Source organism: Nonomuraea sp. NPDC003707, assembly GCF_053587055.1.
Genome location: NZ_JBSFNK010000005.1, coordinates 594,750 through 621,559, shown reverse-complemented (window position 1 = coordinate 621,559; position 26,810 = coordinate 594,750). Strand labels below are relative to the sequence as shown.

Annotated in this window: 39 protein-coding genes; 36 read left to right on the top strand and 3 right to left on the bottom strand. The window is 67.1% G+C overall.

Annotation, left to right across the window (positions count from 1 at the left end; genetic code table 11):
- Window position 1 precedes the first annotated feature (1 nt).
- The 36 genes from fusA (at window position 2) to truA (ending at window position 22,539) form a co-directional block, all read left to right on the top strand.
- A complete protein-coding gene (gene fusA / locus ACWDRB_RS16875; RefSeq protein ID WP_397371328.1) occupies window positions 2–2,050 on the top strand; it encodes an elongation factor G in 2,049 nt (682 codons plus the stop codon).
- Window positions 2,051–2,229: 179 nt separating this feature from the next.
- Complete coding sequence (tuf, locus tag ACWDRB_RS16870) at window positions 2,230–3,423, top strand: elongation factor Tu (RefSeq protein ID WP_350730980.1); 1,194 nt, start codon at window positions 2,230–2,232, stop codon at window positions 3,421–3,423.
- Window positions 3,424–3,680: 257 nt separating this feature from the next.
- The gene (gene rpsJ, locus ACWDRB_RS16865; protein ID WP_012887830.1) at window positions 3,681–3,989 is read left to right on the top strand and encodes a 30S ribosomal protein S10; all 309 of its coding nucleotides are present in this window, start codon (window positions 3,681–3,683) and stop codon (window positions 3,987–3,989) included.
- Between the two features lie 14 nt (window positions 3,990–4,003).
- Complete coding sequence (gene rplC, locus ACWDRB_RS16860; RefSeq protein WP_397371252.1) at window positions 4,004–4,657, top strand: 50S ribosomal protein L3; 654 nt, start codon at window positions 4,004–4,006, stop codon at window positions 4,655–4,657.
- Window positions 4,654–5,304, top strand: coding sequence for a 50S ribosomal protein L4 (rplD, locus tag ACWDRB_RS16855; RefSeq protein WP_449894654.1), 651 nt, complete (start codon window positions 4,654–4,656; stop codon window positions 5,302–5,304). Before rplC ends, rplD begins: the two co-directional genes overlap by 4 nt.
- The gene (rplW, locus tag ACWDRB_RS16850; RefSeq protein ID WP_350730984.1) at window positions 5,304–5,606 is read left to right on the top strand and encodes a 50S ribosomal protein L23; all 303 of its coding nucleotides are present in this window, start codon (window positions 5,304–5,306) and stop codon (window positions 5,604–5,606) included. The genes rplD and rplW overlap by 1 nt, the downstream gene beginning before the upstream one ends.
- A 103-nt stretch (window positions 5,607–5,709) precedes the next feature.
- Entirely contained in the window at window positions 5,710–6,546 is an 837-nt protein-coding gene (rplB, locus tag ACWDRB_RS16845; protein WP_192789895.1) for a 50S ribosomal protein L2, read from the top strand.
- An 11-nt stretch (window positions 6,547–6,557) separates the two neighbouring features.
- Complete coding sequence (gene rpsS / locus ACWDRB_RS16840; protein ID WP_192789896.1) at window positions 6,558–6,836, top strand: 30S ribosomal protein S19; 279 nt, start codon at window positions 6,558–6,560, stop codon at window positions 6,834–6,836.
- Window positions 6,837–6,860: 24 nt separating this feature from the next.
- On the top strand, window positions 6,861–7,214 hold the full coding sequence (gene rplV / locus ACWDRB_RS16835; protein ID WP_020542306.1) for a 50S ribosomal protein L22: 354 nt from the start codon (window positions 6,861–6,863) through the stop codon (window positions 7,212–7,214).
- Complete coding sequence (gene rpsC, locus ACWDRB_RS16830; protein WP_350730986.1) at window positions 7,214–8,062, top strand: 30S ribosomal protein S3; 849 nt, start codon at window positions 7,214–7,216, stop codon at window positions 8,060–8,062. Before rplV ends, rpsC begins: the two co-directional genes overlap by 1 nt.
- Window positions 8,063–8,064: 2 nt before the next feature.
- Entirely contained in the window at window positions 8,065–8,484 is a 420-nt protein-coding gene (gene rplP, locus ACWDRB_RS16825) for a 50S ribosomal protein L16 (protein WP_185070624.1), read from the top strand.
- Entirely contained in the window at window positions 8,484–8,720 is a 237-nt protein-coding gene (gene rpmC / locus ACWDRB_RS16820) for a 50S ribosomal protein L29 (protein ID WP_106253417.1), read from the top strand. Before rplP ends, rpmC begins: the two co-directional genes overlap by 1 nt.
- Entirely contained in the window at window positions 8,713–8,997 is a 285-nt protein-coding gene (gene rpsQ, locus ACWDRB_RS16815) for a 30S ribosomal protein S17 (RefSeq protein WP_185070626.1), read from the top strand. Before rpmC ends, rpsQ begins: the two co-directional genes overlap by 8 nt.
- Before the next feature lie 196 nt (window positions 8,998–9,193).
- Complete coding sequence (gene rplN / locus ACWDRB_RS16810) at window positions 9,194–9,565, top strand: 50S ribosomal protein L14 (RefSeq protein WP_106253399.1); 372 nt, start codon at window positions 9,194–9,196, stop codon at window positions 9,563–9,565.
- 8 nt (window positions 9,566–9,573) lie between these two features.
- Window positions 9,574–9,867 (top strand): 50S ribosomal protein L24, encoded by a 294-nt coding sequence (gene rplX, locus ACWDRB_RS16805; RefSeq protein ID WP_350731450.1) that lies wholly within the window; start codon window positions 9,574–9,576, stop codon window positions 9,865–9,867.
- Window positions 9,867–10,442 (top strand): 50S ribosomal protein L5, encoded by a 576-nt coding sequence (gene rplE / locus ACWDRB_RS16800; RefSeq protein ID WP_106253395.1) that lies wholly within the window; start codon window positions 9,867–9,869, stop codon window positions 10,440–10,442. The genes rplX and rplE overlap by 1 nt, the downstream gene beginning before the upstream one ends.
- A gap of 4 nt (window positions 10,443–10,446) precedes the next feature.
- Window positions 10,447–10,632 (top strand): type Z 30S ribosomal protein S14, encoded by a 186-nt coding sequence (locus tag ACWDRB_RS16795; RefSeq protein WP_020542298.1) that lies wholly within the window; start codon window positions 10,447–10,449, stop codon window positions 10,630–10,632.
- Between the two features lie 155 nt (window positions 10,633–10,787).
- Window positions 10,788–11,186, top strand: coding sequence for a 30S ribosomal protein S8 (rpsH, locus tag ACWDRB_RS16790; RefSeq protein WP_192789898.1), 399 nt, complete (start codon window positions 10,788–10,790; stop codon window positions 11,184–11,186).
- A 16-nt stretch (window positions 11,187–11,202) separates the two neighbouring features.
- Entirely contained in the window at window positions 11,203–11,745 is a 543-nt protein-coding gene (gene rplF / locus ACWDRB_RS16785) for a 50S ribosomal protein L6 (RefSeq protein ID WP_350730990.1), read from the top strand.
- 2 nt (window positions 11,746–11,747) lie between these two features.
- Entirely contained in the window at window positions 11,748–12,131 is a 384-nt protein-coding gene (rplR, locus tag ACWDRB_RS16780; RefSeq protein WP_350730991.1) for a 50S ribosomal protein L18, read from the top strand.
- 25 nt (window positions 12,132–12,156) lie between these two features.
- Window positions 12,157–12,786 carry a 30S ribosomal protein S5 gene (gene rpsE, locus ACWDRB_RS16775; RefSeq protein ID WP_349446692.1) on the top strand — a complete coding sequence of 210 codons (630 nt, stop codon included), beginning with the start codon at window positions 12,157–12,159 and terminating at the stop codon, window positions 12,784–12,786.
- Window positions 12,787–12,788: 2 nt separating this feature from the next.
- Window positions 12,789–12,971, top strand: coding sequence for a 50S ribosomal protein L30 (gene rpmD / locus ACWDRB_RS16770; protein ID WP_080043226.1), 183 nt, complete (start codon window positions 12,789–12,791; stop codon window positions 12,969–12,971).
- 2 nt (window positions 12,972–12,973) lie between these two features.
- Window positions 12,974–13,429: a 50S ribosomal protein L15 gene (rplO, locus tag ACWDRB_RS16765; RefSeq protein ID WP_350730993.1), complete on the top strand. Its 456-nt coding sequence runs from the start codon at window positions 12,974–12,976 to the stop codon at window positions 13,427–13,429.
- A gap of 166 nt (window positions 13,430–13,595) precedes the next feature.
- Complete coding sequence (gene secY / locus ACWDRB_RS16760) at window positions 13,596–14,900, top strand: preprotein translocase subunit SecY (protein ID WP_350730995.1); 1,305 nt, start codon at window positions 13,596–13,598, stop codon at window positions 14,898–14,900.
- On the top strand, window positions 14,900–15,550 hold the full coding sequence (locus ACWDRB_RS16755; protein ID WP_449894643.1) for an adenylate kinase: 651 nt from the start codon (window positions 14,900–14,902) through the stop codon (window positions 15,548–15,550). Before secY ends, ACWDRB_RS16755 begins: the two co-directional genes overlap by 1 nt.
- A 113-nt stretch (window positions 15,551–15,663) precedes the next feature.
- A complete protein-coding gene (map, locus tag ACWDRB_RS16750) occupies window positions 15,664–16,473 on the top strand; it encodes a type I methionyl aminopeptidase (protein ID WP_449894640.1) in 810 nt (269 codons plus the stop codon).
- A gap of 18 nt (window positions 16,474–16,491) precedes the next feature.
- A complete protein-coding gene (locus tag ACWDRB_RS16745; RefSeq protein ID WP_449894638.1) occupies window positions 16,492–16,941 on the top strand; it encodes a DUF1707 SHOCT-like domain-containing protein in 450 nt (149 codons plus the stop codon).
- Window positions 16,942–17,044: 103 nt separating this feature from the next.
- Complete coding sequence (locus ACWDRB_RS16740) at window positions 17,045–17,446, top strand: hypothetical protein (RefSeq protein ID WP_449894636.1); 402 nt, start codon at window positions 17,045–17,047, stop codon at window positions 17,444–17,446.
- A gap of 292 nt (window positions 17,447–17,738) precedes the next feature.
- Entirely contained in the window at window positions 17,739–17,960 is a 222-nt protein-coding gene (gene infA, locus ACWDRB_RS16735) for a translation initiation factor IF-1 (RefSeq protein WP_012887858.1), read from the top strand.
- Window positions 17,961–17,985: 25 nt separating this feature from the next.
- Complete coding sequence (gene rpmJ, locus ACWDRB_RS16730) at window positions 17,986–18,099, top strand: 50S ribosomal protein L36 (RefSeq protein WP_003956441.1); 114 nt, start codon at window positions 17,986–17,988, stop codon at window positions 18,097–18,099.
- A 223-nt stretch (window positions 18,100–18,322) separates the two neighbouring features.
- Window positions 18,323–18,703 (top strand): 30S ribosomal protein S13, encoded by a 381-nt coding sequence (gene rpsM / locus ACWDRB_RS16725; protein WP_125644650.1) that lies wholly within the window; start codon window positions 18,323–18,325, stop codon window positions 18,701–18,703.
- Window positions 18,704–18,745: 42 nt separating this feature from the next.
- Window positions 18,746–19,150, top strand: a complete 405-nt coding sequence (gene rpsK, locus ACWDRB_RS16720; protein ID WP_020542285.1) for a 30S ribosomal protein S11 — start codon at window positions 18,746–18,748, stop codon at window positions 19,148–19,150.
- A gap of 23 nt (window positions 19,151–19,173) precedes the next feature.
- Window positions 19,174–19,800: a 30S ribosomal protein S4 gene (gene rpsD, locus ACWDRB_RS16715; RefSeq protein ID WP_185070645.1), complete on the top strand. Its 627-nt coding sequence runs from the start codon at window positions 19,174–19,176 to the stop codon at window positions 19,798–19,800.
- Window positions 19,801–19,895: 95 nt separating this feature from the next.
- Window positions 19,896–20,912: a DNA-directed RNA polymerase subunit alpha gene (locus tag ACWDRB_RS16710; RefSeq protein ID WP_350731004.1), complete on the top strand. Its 1,017-nt coding sequence runs from the start codon at window positions 19,896–19,898 to the stop codon at window positions 20,910–20,912.
- 131 nt (window positions 20,913–21,043) lie between these two features.
- A complete protein-coding gene (gene rplQ, locus ACWDRB_RS16705; RefSeq protein ID WP_449894630.1) occupies window positions 21,044–21,568 on the top strand; it encodes a 50S ribosomal protein L17 in 525 nt (174 codons plus the stop codon).
- A gap of 74 nt (window positions 21,569–21,642) precedes the next feature.
- Window positions 21,643–22,539, top strand: coding sequence for a tRNA pseudouridine(38-40) synthase TruA (gene truA / locus ACWDRB_RS16700; RefSeq protein ID WP_449894628.1), 897 nt, complete (start codon window positions 21,643–21,645; stop codon window positions 22,537–22,539).
- On the opposite strand, the gene ACWDRB_RS16695 is transcribed toward truA, so the two are convergent.
- The 3 genes from ACWDRB_RS16695 to ACWDRB_RS16685 all read right to left on the bottom strand — a co-directional run bounded on the left by ACWDRB_RS16695 (window position 22,504) and on the right by ACWDRB_RS16685 (window position 26,555).
- Window positions 22,504–24,480 carry a hypothetical protein gene (locus ACWDRB_RS16695; protein ID WP_449894626.1) on the bottom strand — a complete coding sequence of 659 codons (1,977 nt, stop codon included), beginning with the start codon at window positions 24,478–24,480 and terminating at the stop codon, window positions 22,504–22,506. The genes truA and ACWDRB_RS16695 overlap by 36 nt on opposite strands.
- 104 nt (window positions 24,481–24,584) lie before the next feature.
- Window positions 24,585–25,850: a hypothetical protein gene (locus ACWDRB_RS16690; protein ID WP_449894624.1), complete on the bottom strand. Its 1,266-nt coding sequence runs from the start codon at window positions 25,848–25,850 to the stop codon at window positions 24,585–24,587.
- A 24-nt stretch (window positions 25,851–25,874) separates the two neighbouring features.
- A complete protein-coding gene (locus ACWDRB_RS16685; RefSeq protein ID WP_449894622.1) occupies window positions 25,875–26,555 on the bottom strand; it encodes a CAP domain-containing protein in 681 nt (226 codons plus the stop codon).
- Between the last annotated feature and the right edge of the window lie 255 nt (window positions 26,556–26,810).

Sequence of the window (26,810 nt, the reverse complement as noted above, 5' to 3'; positions counted from 1 at the left end):
CATGGCCCATATCGACGCGGGCAAGACCACCACGACCGAGCGCATCCTGTTCTACACCGGTATCAACTACAAGATCGGTGAGGTCCACGAGGGCGCTGCCACGATGGACTGGATGGAGCAGGAGCAGGAGCGCGGCATCACGATCACGTCTGCCGCGACCACCTGTGAGTGGATCGGTCACACCATCAACATCATCGACACCCCGGGTCACGTCGACTTCACCATCGAGGTGGAGCGTTCGCTCCGCGTCCTCGACGGTGCCGTCGCCGTGTTCGACGGCGTCGCGGGTGTCGAGCCGCAGTCGGAGACGGTGTGGCGCCAGGCTGACCGCTACGACGTCCCCCGGATCTGCTTCGTCAACAAGATGGACCGTGTCGGCGCGGAGTTCCACCGCTGCGTCGACATGATGATCAGCCGTCTGGGCGCGACCCCGGCTGTCATCCAGCTTCCCTGGGGCGTTGAGGCCGACTTCAAGGGCGTCATCGACCTCGTCAAGATGAAGGGTTACATCTGGAGCGCCGAGGCGGCCAAGGGCGAGATGTACGACACCGTCGACATCCCGGCCGACCACGCCGAGGCCGCTCGCGAGTGGCGTGACCGCCTCATCGAGACGGTCGCCGAGAACGACGACGAGCTGATGGAGCTCTTCCTCGAGGGCGTCGAGCCCACCGAGGAGCAGCTGGTCGCGGCTATCCGCCGCGCCACGCTGGCCAGCGCCATCAACCCGGTGCTCTGCGGCACCGCGTTCAAGAACAAGGGCGTGCAGCCCCTGCTCGACGCGATCGTCGCCTTCCTCCCGGCCCCGACCGACATCCCGGCCTTCAAGGGCCACGCGGTCGGCCACGAGGACAAGGTCATCGAGCGTCACGCCGACCCGACCGAGCCGTTCTCCGCTCTGGCCTTCAAGATCGCGAGCGACCCGCACCTGGGCAAGCTCACCTACATCCGCATCTACTCGGGCACGCTCGAGACCGGTTCACAGGTCGTCAACTCTGTGAAGGGTAAGAAGGAGCGGATCGGCAAGATCTACCAGATGCACGCCAACAAGCGCGAGGAGCGCCCGACGGCGATTGCCGGCCAGATCGTCGCGGTCATGGGTCTGAAGGACACCACGACCGGCGACACCCTGTCCGACCCGACCAACCAGGTCGTGCTCGAGTCGATGACGTTCCCGGCTCCGGTCATCAACGTCGCCATCGAGCCCAAGACCAAGGGCGACCAGGAGAAGCTGTCGACCGCCATCCAGCGGCTGGCCGAGGAGGACCCGTCCTTCCAGGTTCGCCGCGACGAGGAGACCGGTCAGACGGTCATCTGGGGCATGGGCGAGCTTCACCTGGAGATCCTCGTCGACCGCATGCGTCGCGAGTTCAAGGTCGAGGCCAACGTCGGCCGCCCGCAGGTGGCCTACCGCGAGACCATCCGCCGCAAGGTGGAGAAGCTCGACTACACCCACAAGAAGCAGACCGGTGGTTCCGGTCAGTTCGCTCGGGTGATCATCAACCTCGAGCCGCTGGGTGAAGGCAACGACGGCTACGAGTTCGAGAACAAGGTCACGGGTGGTCGTGTCCCGAGGGAGTACATCCCGTCGGTCGACGCGGGCGCCCAGGAGGCCGCCGAGTTCGGCGTGCTGGCCGGCTACCCGATGGTGGGCGTGAAGGTGACGCTCGTCGACGGTGCCGCGCACGACGTCGACTCCTCGGAAATGGCGTTCAAGATCGCCGGCTCGATGGCCTTCAAGGAGGCCGCGCGCAAGGCGGACGCAGTGCTTCTCGAGCCGATGATGGCCGTCGAGGTCACCACGCCCGAGGACTACATGGGTGATGTCATCGGTGACCTCAACGGTCGCCGCGGACAGATCCAGTCCATGGACGAGCGGGCCGGCGCCCGTGTCGTCACGGCGCTCGTGCCGCTGTCTGAGATGTTCGGCTACGTGGGTGACCTGCGTAGCAAGACGCAGGGGCGCGCGAGCTACAGCATGCAGTTCGACTCCTACTCGGAGGTGCCCCCGGGCATCGCCAAGGAGATCGTCGCGAAGGCCCGGGGCGAATAGTCCAGGTCCTGCGGTGGCTGGGGAGGCGGAGATCGTCGCCCCGCTGCCAAGGGGCCCGGGGCGAATAAAGTCCTGGTCCCTGGTGGGGTGGTGAGAGCCACCCCGCCGCCAAGGGGTTCGGGAGTTCCCGGGCCCGAGTGTGTAGACGAAAGTCAGTCAGATTCTCAAGGAGAGAACCAGTGGGCAAGGCCAAGTTCGAGCGGACTAAGCCGCACATGAACATCGGCACCATTGGACACATCGACCACGGCAAGACCACGCTGACCGCGGCGATCACCAAGGTGCTTCACGACCGTTTCCCCGAGCTGAACAAGGCGACCCCGTTCGACAAGATCGACAAGGCGCCCGAGGAGAAGGCTCGCGGCATTACGATCTCCATCGCGCACGTCGAGTACCAGACGGAGAAGCGTCACTACGCTCACGTTGACTGCCCTGGTCACGCCGACTACGTGAAGAACATGATCACCGGTGCTGCCCAGATGGACGGCGCCATCCTCGTGGTCGCCGCCACCGACGGCCCGATGCCGCAGACGAAGGAGCACGTCCTCCTGGCCCGCCAGGTCGGCGTCCCCTACATCGTCGTGGCCCTCAACAAGGCCGACATGGTCGACGACGAGGAGATCCTCGAGCTCGTCGAGCTGGAGGTCCGTGAGCTCCTGTCCGCTCAGGAGTTCCCCGGCGACGACCTGCCCGTCGTCCGCGTCTCCGCTCTCAAGGCTCTCGAGGGCGACCAGAAGTGGGCCGACAGCATCATCGAGCTGATGAACGCCGTCGACGAGAACGTGCCCGAGCCCCCGCGTGAGACGGACAAGCCGTTCCTCATGCCGGTCGAGGACGTCTTCTCGATCACCGGTCGTGGCACCGTCGTCACCGGTCGTATCGAGCGCGGCATCGTCAAGGTCAACGAGCAGGTCGACATCATCGGCATCAAGCCGGAGAAGACGACCACCACCGTCACCAGCATCGAGATGTTCAACAAGATGCTCGACGAGGGTCACGCCGGTGACAACGCCGCCCTGCTGCTCCGCGGCATCAAGCGCGACGACGTCGAGCGCGGCCAGTGCATCATCAAGCCGGGCACGACCACCCCGCACACCGAGTTCAACGGCCAGGTCTACATCCTGTCCAAGGACGAGGGCGGCCGCCACACGCCGTTCTTCAACAACTACCGCCCGCAGTTCTACTTCCGTACGACTGACGTGACCGGTGTCGTGAACCTCCCCGAGGGCACGGAGATGGTCATGCCGGGCGACAACACCGAAATGCGCGTTGAGCTGATCCAGCCCATCGCCATGGAGGAAGGCCTCAAGTTCGCGATCCGTGAGGGTGGCCGCACCGTCGGCGCCGGCCGGGTCGTGAAGATCATCAAGTAGCTAGACCGTCGGGGCGGCGGTCGGCCCCGGACTCGGAGCCGACCGCCGAACCACGTTAGGAACCTCATGTGAAGGCCGTGATCCAGCAGTTGCTTCGGCCGAAGAGATATGACCGAAGTCACTGCCGGATCACGGAAGAAAAGGCAGATCCACTGCGTCTGCCTCGTGGGGTCTAGCAGGCTTCGACCTGCACCAATACAGCGGCATCAGGCCGCACGATACTTTTTCAGACGACAGCGAAGGACACCGAGGCCACTATGGCGGGACAGAAGATCCGCATCCGGCTTAAGGCCTATGACCACGAGGTCATCGACAGCTCGGCCAAGAAGATCGTCGAGACGGTGACGCGGACTGGCGCGAAGGTCGCGGGCCCGGTGCCGCTGCCGACCGAGAAGAACGTGTACTGCGTCATCCGCTCGCCGCACAAGTACAAGGACAGCCGCGAGCACTTCGAGATGCGCACGCACAAGCGGCTGATTGACATCATCGACCCGACCCCCAAGACGGTTGACTCGCTCATGCGGCTCGACCTCCCCGCGGGTGTCGACATTTCGATCAAGCTCTGAGGGAACACACTGACATGGCTAAGACGATCAAGGGCGTCCTGGGCAAGAAGCTCGGCATGACCCAGGTCTTCGACGCGGACAACCGGCTGGTGCCGGTGACCGTGGTCGAGGCCGGTCCGTGTGTGGTGACCCGCGTCCGCACTGCAGAGAAGGACGGCTACTCCGCCGTCCAGCTCGGCTTCGGGCAGGTCGACCCCCGGAAGGTCAACAAGCCGCTCGGCGACTACCTGCGTAAGCACGACATCACCCCGCGCCGTTACTTCGCGGAGATCCGCACCGACGACGCGAGCGACTACACCCTGGGCCAGGAGCTGCTGGCCGACACCTTCGAGGCCGGCCAGTTCGTCGACGTGACGGGCAAGAGCAAGGGCAAGGGCTTCGCCGGTGTCATGAAGCGGCACGGCTTCGCCGGTCTGGGCGCGTCGCACGGTACGCAGCGCAAGCACCGTTCGCCGGGTTCCATCGGTGGCTGCGCCACCCCGGGCCGCGTTTTCAAGGGTCTGCGCATGGCTGGTCGGATGGGTAACGTCCGCACCACCGTGCAGAGCCTCAAGGTTCACTCCGTGGACGCCGAGAAGGGCCTCATCCTGATCAAGGGTGCGATCCCCGGCGCCAACGGAAGCCTGGTCCTCGTTCGCACCTCTGCCAAGAAGGGGGCTGCCAAGTGAGCACCACTATTGACGTCCTCGACGCCAGCGGCGCGAAGGCCGGCACCGTCGACCTGCCCGAGAACATCTTCGGTGCCAAGGTCAACGTGCCGCTGATCCACCAGGTGGTCGTGGCCCAGCTCGCCGCTCGCCGGCAGGGCACCCACAAGGCCAAGACCCGTGGTGAGGTCTCCGGCGGCGGCAAGAAGCCGTACCGCCAGAAGGGCACCGGCCGCGCCCGTCAGGGCTCGACCCGTGCGCCGCAGTTCACCGGCGGTGGCACCGTCCACGGCCCCGTGCCGCGCGACTACTCGCAGCGTACGCCCAAGAAGATGAAGGCCGCCGCCCTGCGTGGCGCCCTCTCCGACCGGGCCGGCGGCGGCCGCGTGCACGTGGTCAGCTCGCTGGTCTCCGGCGAGACGCCCAAGACCAAGGCCGCCCTCGAGGCGCTGCGCAAGGTCACCCAGTCTCCGCGCGTCCTCCTCGTCGTCGACGAGGCCGACGAGCTGACGTGGCTGAGCCTGCGTAACGCTCCCGAGGTCCACCTGCTGGACGCGGGGCAGCTCAACACGTACGACGTGCTCGTGGCGGACGACGTGGTCTTCACGCAGGAGGCGTATGACCAGGTCGTCGCTCGCCTGAGCGACAGCGGGAAGGAAGAGGCCTGATGGAGAAGATCGCCGACCCGCGCGACATCATCATCAAGCCGGTCGTCTCTGAGAAGAGCTACGGCCTGATCGATGAGAACAACAAGTACACGTTCCTGGTGAAGAACACCGCGAACAAGACCCAGGTCAAGATCGCTGTTGAGCAGATCTTCGGGGTCAAGGTCACCAGCGTGAACACGATCAACCGGCAGGGCAAGCGCAAGCGCACCCGTACCGGTTTCGGCAAGCGTCCCGACACCAAGCGCGCGATCGTGAGCCTGGTCGAGGGCGATCGGATCGACATCTTCGGTCAGATCGGCTAGCAGCAGAAATGAGTGCGGGCCGCAGGGCCTGTGCGGGGTCGAGACCGTCGCGCTTTCGCGCGGCGGGCTCACCCATGTAACCGACGAAGGATGAACGAAAAAGATGGGCATCCGTAAGTACAAGCCGACGACCCCGGGTCGCCGCGGGTCGAGCGTCTCGGACTTCTCCGAGATCACCCGCAGCACGCCCGAGAAGTCGCTGCTTGCGCCCCTTCACAGCAAGGGCGGCCGTAACGTACACGGCCGGGTCACCGCCCGCCACCAGGGCGGCGGTCACAAGCGCGCCTACCGGATCATCGACTTCCGTAGGCATGACAAGGACGGCATTCCGGCCAAGGTCGCTCACATCGAGTACGACCCCAACCGCACCGCCAACATCGCTCTGCTCCACTACGCCGATGGCGAGAAGCGCTACATCATCGCGCCGACCGGCATCAAGCAGGGCGACCGTATCGAGAACGGCCCCGCTGCCGACATCAAGCCGGGCAACTGCCTGCCGCTGCGCAACATCCCGACCGGTACCTTCATCCACGCGGTGGAGCTCCGTCCGGGCGGCGGCGCCAAGCTCGGCCGCTCCGCGGGCGCACAGATCCAGCTGCTCGCCAAGGAAGGCCAGTACGCCACGCTGCGTATGCCGTCCGGCGAAATGCGCATGGTGGATGTGCGCTGCCGGGCGACGGTAGGCCAGGTCGGCAACGCCGAGCAGGCCAACATCAACTGGGGCAAGGCCGGCCGTATGCGGTGGAAGGGCAAGCGCCCCACCGTCCGCGGTGTCGCGATGAACCCCGTCGACCACCCGCACGGTGGTGGTGAGGGCAAGACCTCCGGTGGTCGCCACCCGGTGAACCCGAAGGGCAAGCCCGAGGGGCGCACCCGCCAGGCCAACAAGGCCAGCGACCGACTGATCATCCGTCGTCGGAGCAAGAGGAAGAAGCGGTAGGAGCAGCCGAAATGCCACGTAGCCTTAAGAAGGGTCCCTTCGTGGACGGTCACCTTCAGAAGAAGGTCGACGTCCAGAACGAGAAGGGCACCAAGAACGTCATCAAGACGTGGTCGCGGCGCTCCATGATCGTTCCCGACATGCTCGGGCACACGATCGCCGTGCACGACGGCCGCAAGCACGTCCCGGTTTTCGTCACCGAGTCGATGATCGGCCACAAGCTGGGAGAGTTCGCCCCCACGCGGACCTTCCGCAGCCACGTCAAGGAAGACCGCCGCAGCCGGCGGTAAGCGTCCCGGAAGTAGGAGAAAGCGATGGAAGCCAGGGCTCAGGCGCGGTTCGTCCGTGTCACGCCCCAGAAGGCCCGCCGTGTGGTGGACCTCATTCGCGGGCTGCCCGCTTCGGAGGCGCAGGCCGTGCTGCAGTTCGCTCCCCAGTCGGCGAGCGAGCCGATCTACAAGGTGCTCAGCAGCGCCATGGCGAACGCTGAGCACAACTTCGACCTCGACCCGCAGACGCTCGTCGTCAGCCGGGCGTGGGTCGACGAGGGCCCGACGCTGAAGCGGTTTCGCCCGCGTGCCCAGGGTCGTGCCTATCGGATCAACAAGCGGACGAGCCACATCACTGTGATCGTGGAGTCCCGCGAGCCGAAGGGAAGGACCCGATAGTGGGCCAGAAGGTTAACCCGCACGGGTTCCGCCTCGGCATCACGACCGACTTCAAGAGCCGGTGGTACGCCGACAAGCTGTACAAGGCCTATGTCGCCGAGGACGTGGCGATCCGCCGCATGCTGCAGAAGGGCATGGAGCGGGCCGGCATCTCCAAGGTCGAGATCGAGCGCACGACGGACCGCGTGCAGGTGGACATCCACACCGCGCGTCCCGGCATCGTGATCGGCCGCCGCGGCGCCGAGGCGGACCGTATCCGTGGCGACCTGGAGAAGCTGACCAAGAAGCAGGTCCAGCTCAACATCCTCGAGGTCAAGAACCCGGAGATCGACGCGCAGCTCGTCGCGCAGGGCGTTGCCGAGCAGCTGTCCAGCCGTGTCTCGTTCCGCCGCGCCATGCGCAAGGCGATGCAGTCGGCCATGAAGTCCGGCGCCAAGGGCATCCGTGTCCAGTGCTCCGGTCGTCTGGGCGGCGCCGAGATGTCGCGGTCGGAGTTCTACCGTGAGGGCCGCGTGCCGCTGCACACCCTCCGCGCGGACATCGACTACGGCTTCTACGAGGCCCGTACGACCTTCGGCCGCATCGGCGTGAAGGTCTGGATCTACAAGGGCGAGGCTCCGACCAGCCGCGCCGAGCGCGAGGCGGCCGCCGCCGGCGCTCGTGCCGGCCAGCGTCGCGAGCGTGACGACCGTCGTGGTGGCGGCGGCGACCGTCCGCGTCGTGGTGGCGGCGACCGCCCCCGTCGCGGTGGCGGTGGCCGTGGCGACCGCGCCCCCCGCACTGAGGCGGCCTCGCAGGCCGCCCCCGAGACCGGCCCGGCTGCGCAGCCGGGTGCTGAAGGGAGCTGACCATGCTGATCCCGCGCAGGGTCAAGCACCGCAAGCAGCACCGGCCTGACCGCAGCGGAGCCGCCAAGGGCGGCACCAGGGTCACGTTCGGCGAGTTCGGCATTCAGGCGGTTGAGCACTCCTACGTGACCAACCGTCAGATCGAGTCCGCTCGTATCGCCATGACCCGTCACATCCGCCGTGGCGGCAAGGTGTGGATCAACATCTACCCCGACCGTCCGCTCACCAAGAAGCCTGCCGAGACCCGCATGGGTTCCGGTAAGGGTTCGCCTGAGTGGTGGATCGCCAACGTCAAGCCCGGACGCGTGATGTTCGAGCTGTCCGGCGTGGCGGAGCCGATCGCCCGCGAAGCGCTTCAGCGTGCGATCCACAAGCTCCCGATGAAGTGCAAGATCGTTAAGCGTGAAGTGGGTGAGGCGTGATGGCTAAGGGCCTGACCGCCGGCGAGCTGCGGCTCGAGGACGAGGACACCCTCGTCCAGAAGCTGAAGGAGGCCAAGGAGGAGCTGTTCAACCTCCGCTTCCAGGCGGCGACCGGTCAGTTGGAGAGCCACGGGCGGCTGCGCGCCGTCCGCCGCGAGATCGCCCGTATCTACACCGTGATGCGCGAGCGCGAGCTGGGCATCGTCACGGTCGAGAAGGAGACGAGCGATGGCTGAGACCGAGACCACTGAGACGAACGAGCAGCGGAACTTCCGCAAGGTCCGCGAGGGCCTCGTGGTGAGCGACAAGATGGACAAGACCGTCGTCGTCGCCGTTGAGGACCGCGTCAAGCACCGTCTGTACGGCAAGGTCATCCGCCGTACGACCAAGTACAAGGCACACGACGAGGCCAACGCCTGCGGCGTCGGCGACCGCGTGCTGCTCATGGAGACCCGCCCCCTCTCCGCCACCAAGCGGTGGAGGGTCGTGGAGATCCTCGAGAAGGCGAAGTAACTCTCCTTCTCGACATATACCGCGCCTCGTGGGGGCTCTGAGAGCCCCCATGACGGCGTCCAAGGACGCGGGGCCACATGCGGGCCTCGCGTCGCCTGCGGTGCGGCGCCTACGGGCGTTGTGGCCGTGGGAACAAGACAACGACGGTTCCGCCAGGCTCAGAAATGAGAACCGGCGCGACTAACAGGAGTTCAACGTGATCCAGCAGGAGTCGCGGCTCAAGGTCGCCGACAACACGGGCGCGAAGGAGATCCTTTGCATCCGTGTTCTCGGTGGCTCGGGCCGACGCTACGCCGGTATCGGCGACATCATCGTCGCCACTGTCAAGGACGCGCTGCCGGGCAGCACGGGCGTCAAGAAGGGCGACGTGGTCAAGGCCGTCATCGTCCGCACGGTCAAGGAGCGCCGCCGGCCCGACGGCTCCTACATCCGCTTCGACGAGAACGCCGCCGTCATCATCAAGGACAGCGGTGACCCTCGTGGCACTCGTATCTTCGGCCCGGTCGGCCGCGAGCTGCGCGACAAGAAGTTCATGCGCATCATCTCGCTCGCCCCGGAGGTGCTGTAATGCCGAAGCTGCATGTGAAGAAGGGTGACCTGGTCAAGGTCATCGCCGGCAAGGACAAGGGTGCCAAGGGTCACGTCATCGCCACGCTCCCGCACGAGGACCGTGTGGTGGTCGAGGGCGTCAACATGATCAAGAAGCACTCGAAGGAGACCCACCAGGGTCCGCGCGGCGCCAAGACCGGCGGCGTGCAGACCATGGAGGGCCCCATCCACGTCTCGAACGTGAAGAAGCTCAAGGACGAGAAGCCCGCCGAGAAGAAGGCCGACGAGAAGAAGGCCGACGAGACGGGTGAGGACAGCTGATGACTGCCACGACCACTGAGACCGAGCGCCCGACGCCGCGACTCAAGACGAAGTACCGCGAGGAGATCGCGGCCCAGCTTCGCGAGCAGTTCGGCATCGAGAACGTCATGCAGATCCCCGCGCTGACCAAGATCAAGGTCAACATGGGCGTCGGCGAGGCGGCTCGCGACTCGAAGCTCATCGAGGGCGCCGTCCGCGACCTCACCGTGATCACCGGCCAGAAGCCGGCCGTCGTCCGGGCGCGCAAGTCCATCGCCCAGTTCAAGCTGCGCGAGGGCATGCCGATCGGCGCGCACGTCACGCTGCGCGGCGACCGCATGTGGGAGTTCCTCGACCGCCTGCTGGCGCTGGCCCTGCCCCGTATCCGGGACTTCCGCGGCCTGTCGCCCAAGCAGTTCGACGGCAACGGCAACTACACGTTCGGTCTGACCGAGCAGGTCATGTTCCACGAGGTCGACCAGGACAAGGTCGACCGGCCGCGGGGCATGGACATCACGATCGTGACCACGGCGAAGAACGACGACCAGGGCCGGGCGCTGCTGAAGCTCCTCGGCTTCCCGTTCAAGGAGGCCTGATCCAATGGCGAAGAAGTCGCTGATCGCCAAGGCGGGGCGCAAGCAGAAGTTCGAGGTCCGGGCGTACACCCGTTGCTCGCGTTGTGGCCGGCCGCGCGCCGTCTACCGCAAGTTCGGGCTCTGCCGCGTGTGCTTCCGCGAGATGGCGCACCGGGGCGAGCTGCCCGGCATCACCAAGTCGAGCTGGTAGATAACCTTAGGGGCGGCCTCCGTGCCGCCCCTGGGTGATCATATTTTCAGAAGAAGACCCGGGCGCTCTCGAAGAGCGTCCATGACCGCGCCGAAGGTCCACCGGCAGAGCGCTGCTTGGCCGACTGGAAACCGCGGCGAGGAAGGCCACTGGCCATGACGATGACCGACCCGATCGCAGACATGCTCACACGTCTGCGTAACGCGAATTCGGCGTACCACGACAGCGTGACGATGCCGTACTCGAAGATCAAGGCGCACATCGCCGAGATCCTCCAGCAGGAGGGTTACATCCAGGCTTGGACCGTCGAAGACGCCAAGGTTGGCAAGAACCTCGTGGTGGAGCTCAAGTTCGGGCCCACCCGTGAGCGGTCGCTCGCGGGCCTGCGCCGGGTTTCCAAGCCCGGTCTGCGGGTTTATGCAAAGAAGGACAACCTGCCTCGAGTCCTGGGCGGACTGGGCGTCGCGATCATCTCGACGTCCGCCGGTCTCATGACCGACAAGCAGGCCGGCAAGCGTGGCGTGGGCGGGGAAGTCCTCGCCTACGTCTGGTAGAGGGGAGGAACACAGCATGTCGAGAATCGGACGGCTGCCCATCCCTGTGCCCAGCGGCGTAGACATCACGATCGCCGGCCAGGATGTCCAGGTCAAGGGCCCGAAGGGCACGCTCAGTCACAAGGTCGCCGAGCCCATCACGGTCGCTCGCGACGAGGACGGCGCCATCGCCGTCGCCCGGCCCAACGACGAGAACAAGGTCCGTGCGCTGCACGGCCTGTCCCGGACGCTGATCGCCAACATGGTGCAGGGCGTCACCCAGGGTTACTCCAAGTCCCTGGAGATCGTCGGCGTCGGTTACCGCGTCCAGGCCAAGGGCCCGACGCAGCTGGAGTTCTCACTGGGCTTCAGTCACCCGGTCATCGTGGACGCCCCCGAGGGCGTCACCTTCCGCGTCGAGAAGCCGACCCTGTTCCACGTGGACGGCATCGACAAGCAGAAGGTCGGCGAGGTCGCGGCCAACATCCGCAAGCTGCGCAAGCCTGACCCGTACAAGGGCAAGGGCGTGCGCTACCAGGGCGAACAGATCCGCCGCAAGGTCGGAAAGGCTGGTAAGTAGGCATGGCTCCGAAGACTGCGTTCAGCAAGCACACGGCTGCCCGCACCGTCTCGCGGGCCCGCCGTCACCGCCGCGTCCGCAAGAACGTCGTCGGCACGACCGCGCGTCCGCGCCTGGTCGTCAACCGTTCGACCCGTCACATGTTCGTCCAGATCGTGGACGACACCGTCGGCCACACGCTGGTGAGCGCGTCCACCATGGACCCCTCGCTGCGCGTCCTCGAGGCGGACAAGACCGAGAAGGCGAAGAAGGTCGGCGAGCTCCTCGCTCAGCGGGCCAAGGAAGCCGGGATCACCGCTGTCGTGTTCGACCGCGGTGGCAACCGCTACGCCGGCCGCATCGCGGCTCTGGCGGACAGCGCCCGCGAAGGCGGGCTCGAATTCTGATGGCAACTGAGAAGAGGAACCACTGATGGCTGCAGCTCCGCGTCGCGGTGGCGGCACCGGTGGCGAGCGGCGGGACCGTCGTGACGATCGCCGCGGTGGCGCCGCCGACAAGGGCGTCTCGTACATCGAGCGCGTAGTGAAGATCAACCGTGTGGCCAAGGTCGTGAAGGGTGGTCGTCGCTTCAGCTTCACCGCCCTCGTCATCGTCGGTGACGGCAACGGCCTGGTCGGCGTCGGCTACGGCAAGGCCAAGGAAGTGCCCGCGGCCATCGCCAAGGGCGTCGAAGAGGCGAAGAAGCACTTCTTCAAGGTGCCTCGGATCCAGGGCACCATCCCGCACACCGTGCAGGGCGAGGAGGCGGCCGGTGTCGTCTTCCTGCGTCCGGCCTCGGCCGGTACCGGCGTCATCGCCGGTGGCCCGGTGCGCGCGGTGCTGGAGTGCGCCGGCATCCACGACGTGCTGTCGAAGTCGCTCGGCTCCGACAACCCGATCAACATCGTGCACGCCACCGTGGCGGCTCTGAAGGGCCTCTCGCGCCCCGAGGAGATCGCCGCCCGCCGTGGCCTGCCGATCGAGGACGTCGCTCCGGCCCGCATGCTGAAGGCTCAGCGTGAGGGTCTCGCCGAGGCGGCGGCCGCGAAGGCGGTGAGCTAGTCATGGCACGCCTGAAGATCACTCAGGTTCGCTCGAAGATCGGTGGCAAGCAGAACCAGCGTGACTCGCTGCGTTCGCTTGGCCTGAAGCGAATCGGCGACGTCGTCGTCAAGGAGGACCGGCCCGAGATTCGCGGGATGGTCTCCGTGGTGACGCACCTCGTCGAGGTGGAAGAGGTCGACTAGTCATGACTGACAAGGCTCCGCTCAAGATTCACGACCTGCGTCCCGCCCCCGGCGCCAACAAGGCCAAGATCCGCAAGGGTCGCGGCGAGGCGTCGAAGGGCAAGACGTCCGGTCGCGGCACCAAGGGCAGCCACGCCCGTACGACGGTCCCCCTCGGCTTCGAGGGTGGCCAGGTGCCGCTGCAGAGGCGTCTGCCGAAGCTCAAGGGCTTCTCCAACGCGCTGTTCAAGACGACCTACCAGGTCGTCAACCTGGACAAGCTCGGCGAGCTGTTCCCCGACGGTGGCGAGGTCACCGTCGAGTCGCTGGTCGCCAAGGGCGCTGTCCGCAAGAACCAGCTCGTGAAGGTGCTCGGCACCGGCGAGATCTCCGTCGCTGTGAACGTTCAGGCTCACGCCTTCTCGTCCGCCGCGAAGGAGAAGATCGCCGCTGCGGGTGGCTCCGTTACCGAGCTGTAAGAGCTATTACGAGGCGTGGGGGCTTTGACAAATGCCCCCACGCCCGTAGTGCGTTAGAGTTCGCGAGACGGCAGGCTTCTGACCGTCTCGTCTGACCTAAGACAGACATGGCAGATCCTCGCACCATCGCATACTCACACCGCCGTAAAGGCGCGCAGGAGGGACCGTGCTGACCGCGTTTACCCGGGCGTTCCGGACACCGGACCTGCGCAAAAAGTTGCTCTTCACCCTGGGCATCATCGCGCTTTTCCGTCTCGGCTCGGTTCTTCCGACTCCGGGAGTTCACGTCCAGAACCTCGCCGCCTGTTTCGAGCAGGCCCGTAACGGAGCCGCCGGCAACATCTACGGGATGGTGCAGCTTTTCAGCGGTGGTGCGCTCCTGAAGCTGTCGGTGTTCGCGCTGGGCATCATGCCGTACATCACCGCGAGCATCATTCTCCAGCTACTCGTCGTCGTGATCCCGCGTCTCGAGGCGCTGAAGAAGGAGGGACAGGCCGGTCAGACCAAGATTACGCAGTATACGCGTTATCTCACCATCGGTCTTGCCGTCCTGCAGTCCACCGCCTTCATCGCTCTGGCCCGCACCGGGCAGCTGTTCCCGAACTGCCAGCAGGACGTGCTGCTCGACCCCGACAACATCTTCCAGATCGTGACGATGGTGGTCATCATGACCGCCGGTACGTCCGTGATCATGTGGCTCGGTGAGCTCATCACCGACCGCGGTGTCGGCAACGGCATGTCCATCCTGATCTTCACGCAGGTCGTCGCGGTCTTCCCGTCCGAGCTGGCCAACATCTTCCAGGCGAACAAGTTCACCTTCACGGTCGTCATGGTCGTCGGTGTCTTCATGATCGCCGCGGTGGTCTTCGTCGAGCAGGCGCAGCGTCGCATCCCGGTCCAGTACGCCAAGCGGATGGTCGGGCGCAGGATGTACGGCGGCACGTCCACCTACATTCCGCTGAAGGTCAACCAGGCCGGCATCATCCCGGTCATCTTCGCGTCCTCGCTGCTCTACCTGCCGCAGCTGCTGACGTCGCTCTTCCAGAGCACGGACAACGCGTTCATCCGCTGGATCTCGCAGAACCTGGCCACCGGTGACACGCCGATCTACATGACCACGTTCTTCGTGTTGATCATCTTCTTCACGTACTTCTACGTGTCCATCACGTTCAACCCCACTGAAGTCGCCGACAACATGAAGAAGTACGGTGGGTTCATTCCGGGCATCCGTCCTGGCAGGCCGACGGCTGAATACCTGAACTTCGTGCTCACTCGTCTGACCGCGCCGGGCTCGCTCTATCTGGGTCTGATCGCCATGGTCCCGATCGTCGCGCTGGCGGTGTCCGGTGCGAGCCAGAACTTCCCGTTCGGAGGGACGAGTATTCTGATCATGGTAGGCGTCGGCCTTGACACCGTTAAGCAGATCGAGAGCCAGCTCCAGCAGCGTAACTACGAAGGTTTCCTGCGGTAGTGCGTCTCGTTCTGGTCGGGCCCCCCGGAGCGGGTAAGGGGACACAGGCCCAGTACATCGCATCGAACCTGTCCATCCCGAAGATCTCGACAGGTGACATCTTCCGTGCCAACGTCTCGGGGGGCACGGATCTTGGCAAGCTGGCCAAGACGTACATGGACCGTGGTGATCTGGTGCCCGACGAGGTCACCATCGCCATGGTCCGTGACCGTCTGTCCGAGGACGACGCGCAGGACGGGTTCCTGCTCGACGGCTTCCCGAGGAACGTCGCACAGGCGGAGATCCTGCGCGACATACTCAAGGACTGGGGCCAGGCGCTCGACCTCGTACTCGAGCTCGTCGTCGACGACGACGAGGTGGTCAGGCGGCTGGCCGGCCGGCGCACCTGCAGCCAGTGCGGCCGTATCTGGCACGTCGAGTTCGACGACAAGAAGGACGACAAGTGCGACGCGTGCGGGGGCGCGCTCTTCCAGCGTGACGACGACAAGGAGGAGACCGTCAGGCACCGCCTGGAGGTCTACCAGGAGCAGACGGCGCCGCTGGTCTCCTACTACGCCGACGAGGGCATTCTCGTGGGGGTCGACGCCACGGGCCCGGTCGAGGAGGTCACCCAGCGGGCCATGGAGGCGATCCGCCCGTTCATGGGATAGCTCCAGCTACGAGCGATTTGCGGAGGTGGCACGGGTTTCCGTGCCACCTCGCGGCTATTGTGGGGGGAATTGGGCCCCCATTGTGGCCCGTTGAAGACCCAGGGGGGCAGAAGATGTTCAAAAGGAACAGACACGGCATCCAGATCAAGTCGCCAGAGCAGCTGGAGAAGATGCGGGCGGCGGGCCTGGTGGTCGGGCGCACGCTCGACCTGCTGAAGCGCTCGGTCGAGCCCGGCATGACGCCGCTCGACCTCGACGTCATCGCCGAGAAGGCGATCAGGGACGAGGGCGCGATCCCGTCGTTCAAGGGCTACCAGGGCTTCCCGGCGACGATCTGCGCGTCGGTGAACGACGAGGTGGTGCACGGCATCCCGACCGACGCGAGGAAGCTGCGCGAGGGCGACGTCATCTCCATCGACTGCGGCGCCATCCTGGACGGCTGGCACGGCGACTCGGCCGTGACGGTCCCGGTCGGCGAGGTGGACCCGAAGCTCACCGAGCTGATGCGGATCACCGAGGAGGCCATGTGGCGCGGCATCGCGGCGCTGCGGGTCGGCCGCCACCTGTCCGACATCGGCTACGAGGTGGAGCGGTACGTCAAGTCGCAGGGCCGCTTCGGCATCCCCCCGGAGTACGGCGGCCACGGCATCGGCACCGAGATGCACATGGACCCGTGGATCGCCAACCACGGCCGGCCCGGTCGGGGCCCGGTGCTGGAAGAGGGCATGTGCCTGGCCATCGAGCCCATGGTGAACCTGGGCACCGAGCGCACCCGTGTGCTGGCCGACGAGTGGACTGTCGTGACGGTCGACGGCAAGCAGTCCGCACACTTCGAGCACAGTGTCGCCGTGACACATAATGGTCCTTGGGTGCTGACCGCTCTGGACGGCGGGCAAGAGCGCCTTACCCAACCGCATAACTGACCCCCGGGAGTGGGTGGGATGGCGAACAGCCCCGAGATGCGAGCCTCCGACGCCGACCGCGACCGCGTCGCCGCCATCCTCCGCGAGCACACCGCGCAGGGTCGCATCACGATGGACGAGTTCAACGAGCGGCTCGAGCAGCTCTACGCGAGCAGGACGTACGGAGAGCTGGCCAAGCTCACGGTCGACCTGCCGGACGTGGACCTGCGCAACCGGCCCGCCACGGTGCCGCAGAGCCCCGCACGGCGCACCGGCATGCATCCGGGCATGCGGGCGGCCTGGGGCGCCTGGGCGTCGGCCAGCGGCATCAACTGGGTGATCTGGCTGATCGTGAGCCTCACGTCCGAGCACCTGATCTACCCCTGGCCGCTGTGGGTCATGGGCCCATGGGGCGTCATCCTGCTGATCAGCACCGTCTTCGGCAGCCCGCCGCCCGACAAGCCCAAGAAGTCCAAGAAGCACAAGTAGGGCTGTGTGCACTAGTGCACTGTGTGCATTCGTGCGCAGTACGGATATGTCTGGATTCCTAACGTGAGCTGTGTCGGGAAGCACGACTCACGGAGGAACCGAAATGCGCAAGATTCTTGCGGCCACCGCTCTCGCCGGCTCGATCGCCCTCACCGGGCTCGCCGTCGCCCCCGCCGCCCAGGCGGCCACCGCCACCCAGTCGTCGGTCACGTCGATCAGCAACTGGGGCAAGTACTACTCCAGCAACCACAAGGCCTTCACCTACGGCAAGACCTGGAAGCAGAACGGCAAGGTCTACACCCACTGGTACGGCAAGGAGTTCACCCCGAAGAAGGGGTACGTGTGGTTCAAGTACTACTCCGGCGGCAGCTGGCACAAGTTCGTCCAGGCCTGGGACGGCTCGTACCAGGCGACCTGGTCGAAGTTCGGCATCAAGAAGCTGTACACCTACACCTGCTGGGGCGGCCCGTTCAAGTACTGCGGTCCGACGCACCGCATCTACTAGGACCCCACCCACGGGAACAGGGCCCGCCGGGATCTCTCCCTCGGCGGGCCTTCCGCTTTCCCCGGAAGGTCTGAAGGCCGGTGAACGTGGGGTAGACTCGTCCGTGGTTGTGTCAGGACACCTGGCACGCGTTTCGCGTTTTAGTCTCAGGTGTCGTACACTCCTTAGTCGGCTCACTATGACTATCACGCGTCGGCGGCCCTTGCCGGTCGCCGCTCTCTTCGAAGCGTGAAGTCGCGGCTGCTTAGTGAACCGGAGCCTCAGACGATCGATCAGTGAAACGCGAGGAATCTTGGCCAAGAAAGACGGCGCCATCGAGATCGAGGGCACTGTGGTCGAGTCGCTCCCGAACGCCATGTTCCGGGTGCAGCTCGACAACGGCCATAAGGTCCTGGCCCATATCAGCGGGCGGATGCGGATGCACTACATCCGGATTCTGCCGGACGACCGGGTAGTCGTTGAACTGAGCCCCTACGACCTGAGTCGTGGGCGGATCGTCTACCGATACAAGTAAGACGTCTGAGGAATCACGAAGGACAATGAAGGTAAAGCCGAGCGTCAAGAAGATCTGCGACAAGTGCAAGGTGATCCGCCGGCACGGTCGCGTCATGGTGATCTGCGACAACCTGCGCCACAAGCAGCGCCAGGGTTAGTCGCCGCAAGGCTCCTCCGAGTCCGCCCCGATTGAGGGAGCGGGCTCGACGCATGAGGAGCCTGAGTCAGTAATCGCGTCTCACACCTGAGCAGGCGGGCCCTTTTCGAAAGGCTCGAACCGCTCCGGAGACCCCCGGTCGGAGGCCGGGGCCCTCACCCCGGGCATTGGGGAGGGGTAGTGCGGCGCAAGACCTCCGCCACAAAGAAGGAGAATGCCCGACCATGGCTCGCCTGGTTGGCGTCGACCTCCCCCGCGAGAAGCGGCTGGAGATCGCTCTCACCTACATCTACGGAATCGGCCGCACCCGCGCCCAGGAGATCCTCCAGGCCACCGGTGTCAGCGGCGACCTCCGCGTGCACCAGCTCTCCGACACCGAGCTCGTCCCGATGCGTGACTACATCGAGGCGAACTTCAAGATCGAGGGTGACCTGCGCCGCGAGGTCCAGGCCGACATTCGTCGCAAGATCGAAATCGGTTGCTACCAGGGCATCCGGCACCGCAAGGGCCTGCCCGTCCACGGCCAGCGCACGCAGACCAACGCGCGCACGCGCAAGGGCAAGAAGAAGACCGTGGCCGGTAAGAAGAAGCCCGGTAAGAAGTAGTCCACAGCCGCGGACCGAAGACCTCAGGAGTAATGGCAAACAATGCCTCCTAAGAGCCGTCAGGGCGCGCCGAAGAAGGTGCGCCGCAAGGAAAAGAAGAACGTCGCTCACGGGCACGCCCACATCAAGAGCACGTTCAACAACACCATCGTCTCGATCACGGACCCCAACGGGAACGTGATCTCCTGGGCCAGCGCCGGCCACGTGGGTTTCAAGGGCTCCCGTAAGTCCACCCCGTTCGCCGCTCAGATGGCCGCGGAAAACGCCGCTCGCCGCGCCATGGAGCACGGCATGCGCAAGGTGGACGTCTTCGTCAAGGGTCCCGGCTCCGGCCGTGAGACCGCGATCCGCTCCCTCCAGGCCACCGGCCTCGAGGTGGGTTCGATCCAGGACGTCACCCCGGTCCCGCACAACGGTTGCCGGCCGCCGAAGCGCCGCCGCGTCTGAACAAGCCCAGGAGATATTGAGAAATGGCTCGTTACACGGGCGCCGACTGCAAGCTCTGCCGTCGCGAGAAGACCAAGCTCTTCCTCAAGGGCAGCAAGTGCGAGTCTGCCAAGTGCCCCATCGAGATCCGTCCTTACCCGCCGGGTGAGCACGGCCGCGGACGTCCCAAGGAGTCCGAGTACCAGCTTCAGCTTCGTGAGAAGCAGAAGACCCGCCGCATCTACGGCGTCCTCGAGAAGCAGTTCCACAACTACTACGAGGAAGCCACCCGCAAGACCGGCAAGACCGGTGAGGCGCTGCTCCAGATCCTGGAGAGCCGTCTCGACAACGTCGTCTACCGCGCCGGGTTCGCCCAGTCGCGTGACGCCGCCCGCCAGCAGGTGCGCCACGGCCACATCCTGGTGAACGGCAAGAAGGTCGACATCCCGTCCTACCGCATTCGCGAGCACGACATCATCGAGGTCCGCGAGAACAAGCGCAACCTTCTGCCCTACGAGGTCGCCAGGGCGACCGCGGGCGAGCGCACCGTTCCCGCGTGGCTCGGCGTCGTGCCCGAGAAGCTCCGCGTCCTGGTTCACCAGCTGCCGGTTCGCCAGCAGATCGACACCCAGGTCCAGGAGCAGCTCATCGTCGAGTACTACTCGAAGTGAGCCTGAGTTGAGGTGCGGATTTCCGCACCTCAACTACGCTGTTTATCGGAGTGGCGTCATATAGCGGGCGCCACACGAAAAAGGGGAGACCCCGCATGCTGATCGCTCAGCGCCCGACTCTTCTCGAAGAGTCGCTCGACGACACCCGGTCCCGGTTCGTCATCGAACCGCTGGAGCCGGGCTTCGGTTACACCATCGGCAACTCGCTCCGCCGCACGCTGCTGTCGTCCATTCCGGGCGCGGCCGTGACGAGCATCCGGATCGAGGGCGTCCTGCACGAGTTCTCGACCGTTCCCGGGGTCAAGGAAGACGTCACTGACATCATCCTCAACCTCAAGGAGCTGGTCGTCTCCTCCGAGCACGACGAGCCGGTCGTGATGTACCTGCGCAAGCAGGGCCCGGGTGAGGTCACCGCCGCCGACATCGCGCCGCCGGCCGGTGTCGAGGTGCACAACCCCGAGCTGCGCATCGCCACGCTCAACGGCAAGGCGAAGCTGGAGATGGAGCTGACCGTCGAGCGCGGTCGCGGCTACGTCTCCGCCGCCCAGAACAAGCAGCCGGGCCAGGAGATCGGTCGCATTCCGATCGACTCGATCTACTCCCCGGTGCTCAAGGTCACCTACAAGGTCGAGGCGACCCGAGTCGAGCAGCGCACCGACTTCGACCGCCTCATCCTCGACGTCGAGACCAAGCCGGCCATGAAGCCCCGCGACGCGGTGGCCTCCGCCGGTAAGACCCTCGTCGAGCTCTTCGGCCTGGCCCGCGAGCTCAACGTCGAGGCCGAGGGCATCGACATCGGCCCGTCGCCGACCGACGCCGCCCTGGCCGCCGATCTGGCGCTGCCGATCGAGGAGCTCAACCTCACCGTTCGCTCCTACAACTGCCTCAAGCGCGAGGGCATCCACACCGTGGGTGAGCTCGTCGCGCGCAGCGAGCAGGACCTGCTGGACATCCGCAACTTCGGCGCCAAGTCGATCGAAGAGGTCAAGCAGAAGCTGCACGAGATGTCGCTGGCGCTCAAGGACTCCCCGCCCGGGTTCGACCCGAGCGCGGTGGCCGGCGGCGGCTACGACGACGACGACAGCGCGTACGTCGAGACCGAGCAGTACTGATCCGCTTTTCGAAGGCCCCGCGCGGTGTCATGGCGCGGGGCCACAGCAACGGATCGCATGAGCGACTGCGATCCGGCCCGACTCCGGTACCTGGTACGGCCGGGGCGGGTTAATCCAGGAGGAGAAAGACCATGCCCAAGCCCACCAAGGGTGCACGTCTTGGCGGCAGCCCGGCGCACGAGCGGCTGATCCTGGCCAACCTGGCCACCGATCTGTTCCGCCACGGCAAGATCCGCACGACGGTCGCCAAGGCCAAGCGCCTGCGCCCGCTGGCGGAGCGCCTGATCACCAAGGCGAAGAAGGGCGACATCCACAACCGTCGCCAGGTCCTGACCGTCGTCAAGGACAAGGGCGTCGTACACCACCTCTTCACCGAGATCGCGACGACGTTCGCCGAGCGTCCCGGTGGCTACACCCGGATCACCAAGGTCGGTCCGCGCAAGGGCGACAACGCCCCGATGGCGGTCATCGAGCTGGTGGCCGAGCCGCTGACCGGCGTCACGACCCGCCGCACCGAGGCCCCGGCCGCCGCGGCTCCGGCGCCCGCCGCGGAGGAGACCGAGGCTCCGGAGGCCCCCGAGGCCGCCGCCGAGGAGACCCCCGCTGCGGAGGAGGCCCCGGCCGCCGAGGCTGAGGCGAAGAAGGACGAGGCCTGATCTTTCAGGTCGGACGAGACGGGCCCGGACCCCCTGCGGGGTGCGGGCCCGTTTTCAGTTGAAGGAGGATCATCGTGGTACGGCTCCGCCTCGACCTCGCGTACGACGGGACCGACTTCTCCGGATGGGCCAGGCAGCCGGGACGCCGGACCGTCCAGGGCGAGATGGAGCAGGCGCTCGGCAGGATCCTGCGCCTCGGCGAGCCCGCGATGCTGACCGTGGCCGGCCGCACCGACGCCGGCGTGCACGCGCGCGGCCAGGTGGCCCACGTGGACGTGCCCGACGGGTCTCTGGCCGAGCTCGACGGCAACAGAGGGCCCCTGGACGTCCATGAGCGGCTCGCTGCGCTTGTCAGGCGCCTGGGTGGGGTTCTGCCTCCAGATGTACGCGTTCATCGGGTCTCCGTGGCTCCTGAGGGCTTCGACGCGCGTTTCTCGGCGATGTTCCGGCGGTACGCGTACCGGGTGAGCGACGCGGTGGGCGGCGTCGACCCGCTGCGGCGGCGCGAGGTGGTCTGGCACAACCGGTCGCTGGACGCCGGCGCGCTCGACGCGGCGGCGGCGCGGCTGCTCGGGGAGCACGACTTCGCGGCGTTCTGCAAGAAGCGCGAGGGCGCGACCACGATCAGGGAGCTGCAGCGGCTGGACTGGGCCCGCGAGCCCGACGGGGTGCTGGTGGCGACCGTCGTGGCGGACGCGTTCTGCCACTCGATGGTGCGGGCGCTGGTCGGGTCGCTGCTGGCGGCCGGTGACGGCAGCCGGCCGGTGGAGTGGCCCGGCCAGGTGCTGGCGCGGGCCGTACGGGACTCGGGGGTGCACGTCGCGCCCGCGCACGGGCTGTGCCTGGAGGAGGTGGGCTACCCGGCGGAGCCGGAGCTCGCCGCGCGGGCTCGGGCCACGCGGCGAGTGCGCACCACCGCCCTCCGGCGGACGCCGTCAGCCCTTGGTGACGCGGCGCTCGAGGACGAGTGAGGTCTGGTCCCGGAACGCCCCGCTGACCTTGGGCAGCGTCTTCTCCTTGGACTCGGGGGTGTGGCCGTCGGCGTAGGTGGCGTAGCTGAAGATGATGTAGCGGCCCCACACCAGCCCGGCCGCGTAGCCGCCGGCGATGTTCACGCGCTCGCCGCCCGAGCCGTCGGCGCCGGGGAGCGGGCGGAACCAGACGTTGCGTGAAAGGTTCTTGGACTGGTCGGCGATGATGGCCGCGTCCTTGTCGGGCAGGACCGCTATGCCCGTGGTGACCGCGTAGCGGTGCTTGCTGTCGACGTAGGTGGCCCTGAGCACGCGGCTGCACTTCTGCTCTTTGAGCGCGTCCGCGAAGTCCCCTGCGGCGGCCTTGTCGCAACTCGTCTCGACGGCCGCCTTGACCCTGGTGAACGTGGTGCCCGCCGCGCTGACCTTCTTCTTCGGGAACGCCTCCGAGAGCGACAGCTTCTGCGGGTCGGTCTGCTCGGAGTTGAGGATGGACGTGCCGTCGGGGGCGTCGGAGGGCGCCGCGGCGGCGGGCGTCTCGGTGCTGGGCTCGCTTGACGCGGTGGGCCGGGTGGCGGCCGTGGTCGGCGTGGGGGAGGTGACCGCCTGGTAGGCGAAGAATCCGCCGGTCGCGACCCCGGCCAGGGCCAGCGCGCCCAGCGTGACGAGCAGGGCCCGCTTGCTCTTTCCGGGTGGGGCCGGCGGCGGAGGCGGGGTCTGGAACGGTGGCTGTTTGAATGCTCCAGGCGGGAACGCCGGGCTGCCGCCCTGGGGCCGGCTGAGCGGGGCGGCGGGCTTCTGTCCCCAGGTGTCCCTGGGGAACGGGAGATCGGGCAGCTTGGCCTCGGATGGTGGGTTGGGGGGCCAGACGGGCACGTCGCCGGGCTCGGGCGGGTGGGCCGACAGGTTGGCCGGATCGGACAGGGAGAGCGGCGGGGTGCCGTGTTCGGCGGGGTTCGGGGTGAAGGAGGACGGCACCGGTTCGGTGAGGTCCTCCTCCGGCGAGGCGATCGGAGCCGGCAGGAAGCCGTCGGGAGGGGTGTCCTGGTCGGCGATGGACGAGGGCTGGGCCCTGCCCTCCGCCTGCTGGGCGGCCTCCCGGCGGGCCGCGTCCGGGTCGAAGTAGTGGGCCGGGCGGGTGAGCCCCTCCGGTTGGGTGGCGTTGGGGTCGTAGCCCGGCTCGTCGTTGTCGGGCTCGGCCACCAGTTCGCCCGTGGCGGCGGGCCAGGGCGGCTTGGCGTTCGGGTCGCTGGGCGGCGCGGGCCACACCGGCATGCCCGCCGCGGCGGCGGTGAACGCCGGTGGCGGCTCCCACGACGGGCCGCCGGGCGCGGCCTGCTCGGCGGGCCAGGCGCCGGGCTCCGGGTCGTCCCAGGGGCGGATGGCCCGCACCTGTTCGGCTCGTATCTGCTCGCCCAGCGTGGGGCGCGACCGGCCGATGAGCGTCTGGTCGGGGTCCTCCGCCTCGGCGGCGGGGTGCGGCGGGCGCAGGCCGCCCGGGCGGGTGGGCTCGGACTCGTCGTCGTACCAGTCGTACGGCGCCGCGTCGTCGCCCGCCACCTCCCACGGCTGGACGCCGGGCGGCTCGTCGGAGTCGGGCGGCCCCCGGAAGTCGGAAACGGCGGGCCGCGTCTCGGGGTCGGGCGGCGCCCCCCCGAAGACGGGGACCGCGGGTCGCGTCCCGGGGTCGGGCGACTCGTACGGCGCTCCCCTGAAGACGGGAACGTCCGCCGCCCCGCCCGGCGGGGCGGGCGGCGCGTCGTCGTCAGGGCTGTGCGCCGTGTCGTCGGAGGAGCCGCGCAGTTCCTCGTCGGCGGGGGCGAACGCCGGTGGTACGTCTCGCCCGCTGGTCTGGCCGAAGCTCGGCGGTGGCGTCGCTGGTGCGGCCGATCCGTCGGCTTCCCTGCGATCGTGCTCAGACCCGGGTTCCTGGCCACGCATAGGGCGAGCCTAGCGAGAGTAGCGAGATCGTTATGTCGGTATGAGCGTTCCCAGTGGGATCCGGCATCCCGTTTGGGGGCTTATCGAATAAGAAGCCGTTTTCGCTAAAGAGGGCTTCCGGTGAGCGTGCGGTTGTCCAGAGCCTTGAAGACCGTCGCCTTGGTGATGTCGTTGATGGCGCCGAAGATCTGCTTGGAGCCCTTCTTGTCCGGCTTCGTGCCGTCCTTGTTCTGGAACCAGACCATGATCGCGTAGTGGCCGTGCGTCCAGATCCTGGCGCCGCCCGCGCCCGAGCCGAGCTGCTTGGTGACGCTGTCCTTGCCCGCCAGCGGCTTCACGTAGTTGGCCGTGCTGCCGGCCTTGGCCACCTTGGACGCCAGTTTGCTGCTCTTGAGGTTGGCCACGCCGACCGTGCCGATGATCTTGCCGGACTTGTCGCGGAAGCTGGCGCGTACGAGCTGGTTGCACTTGCCGTCCTTGAGCGCCTTCTTCAAGGCGTCGCCCAGGGCGCCGTCAGCGCACTTCTTGTCCTTGCTGGTGACCGTCATCTCGTAAGACCGGCCGGCGACCGTGATCTTCTTCGTCTTGCCGAAGATCTCCTTGACCGTGATCGGCTCGGGGTCCGTGGACCGTTCGGCCGCGAAGCCGTACTTGCCGGGCGGGGCAGACGGGAGCGGCGGCGCGGTCATGCGAGGGGTCGTGGTCTGGGCCGTGACGGGCTTGTCGGCGTTCCACATCATCGCGAGGCCGCCGCCGAGCAGGCCGAGCACCGTTATGCCGCCGATGGCGAACCACAGCGGGGCGCGCGAGCGCGGGCCCTCGTCGTACGGGCTCCAGCCGACCCTGCTCTGCTGTGCCCTGTCGCCGTCCTGCGGCGCGCTGTCGGCCTTGCTCTCCTGCTCGGCGTCGTCGGCGGCGCGTTGCTTGCGGGAACGGCGGGAGCGGCGCGGGGCGTCGTCGCCGTCGCCGGAAGAGTCCGGGCCGTCAGGGCCCCCGGGTCCACCAGGGCCTTCCGGTCCGCCCGGGCCGCCGAAGAAGCCGGGGCCGCCGGGTCCACCAGGGCCAGGGCCGCCAGGGCCAGGACCACCGGGACCAGGACCACCGGGACCGGGGCCGCCGGGACCGGGGCCGCCGGGACCGCGACCGCCGGGGCCGGGACCGCCAGGGCCAGGGCCGCCAGGAGCGCCGGGGCCGTTGGGGGCGCCGAAAAAGCCCGGTCCGCCAGGACCGCCAGGGCCGCCGGGTCCGCCGGGACCATCGGGACCGGCCGGACCGCCGGGACCGTTCGGAGCGCGGCGTCTGCCCGCAGGCTGGAAGACACTCCCCATGCCATAGGGGGCGCTGTTTTCACGTCCTTCGGGAAAAGCCATGCGGCGACATTACCGTGATGCGCGTCATCGGGTTCCGAAGTCCTGGGTCCACCATGGCCCGTCCGGGCCGGACGCGACGCCCACCCCGATGGCCTTCAGGCCGCAGTCGAGGATGTTCTTGCGGTGGTCGGGGCTGTCGAGCCAGCCGCGTACCGCCTCGTCGGGGGTGCTGTACCCGGCGCCGATGTTCTCGGCGGCGCCATAGCGGTATCCCGCGCGCTCCATCCGGTCCCATGGCGACGAGCCGTCTGGGGAGGTGTGCGCGAGCTGCCCGGTCTGGGCCATCTCCAGCGAGTGCGTACGCGCGGAGCTGGAGAGGCCGGAGTCCACCCTGAGCGCCCCGCAGCCGTGGCGGGACCGGGCGGAGTTGGTCAGCGAGACGACCTTGGCCGCCAGCCCGGGCATGATCTGCACGCCGCCGCTGCCGTCGCTGAGCATCGCGGGGTTGTCCTGGGAGTTGAACCCGGCGATCTGGCCGTCGGGCGATCTGGTGGCCTTGGGGGTGGCCCGGCCGCGGGGCACGGCCTTGGTCGTGATCTCCCTGGGGATCATCTCGACCTGCTGCTGCGCCTTCCTGGCCGTCGTCGGAGCGGGGTTTGCGGTGGCAGCGGCGGGCGGGGCGGTCTCGTTGAGATAGACATGGGGGGTCGGCTCGGCGTCGTCGGTGAGCCGGCCGAGCAGCACCCCCGTGAAGAGCACGGTCATGAGGCAGGCCAGCACCCCCAGGTGATTCCGGCGCCGAGCGCCCCGCTGGGTTGGCCGGGAGTGAGAGTTCTGCCGCATACCGCCGCTAACGATAGGGATGTCTGGTCCTGGGAAAGAAGAGGTCCCAGGGAAACGAAACCTAACCGTTCTGCGTTCGGGTAGACTCGCTCCGGGCTACTGGTCGTTTTGACCTGCGCGCCTTTGGGCGAGTAGCTTAGGTTCGTTGTGTGCATAGGTCCCGCGTGACCAATGCGC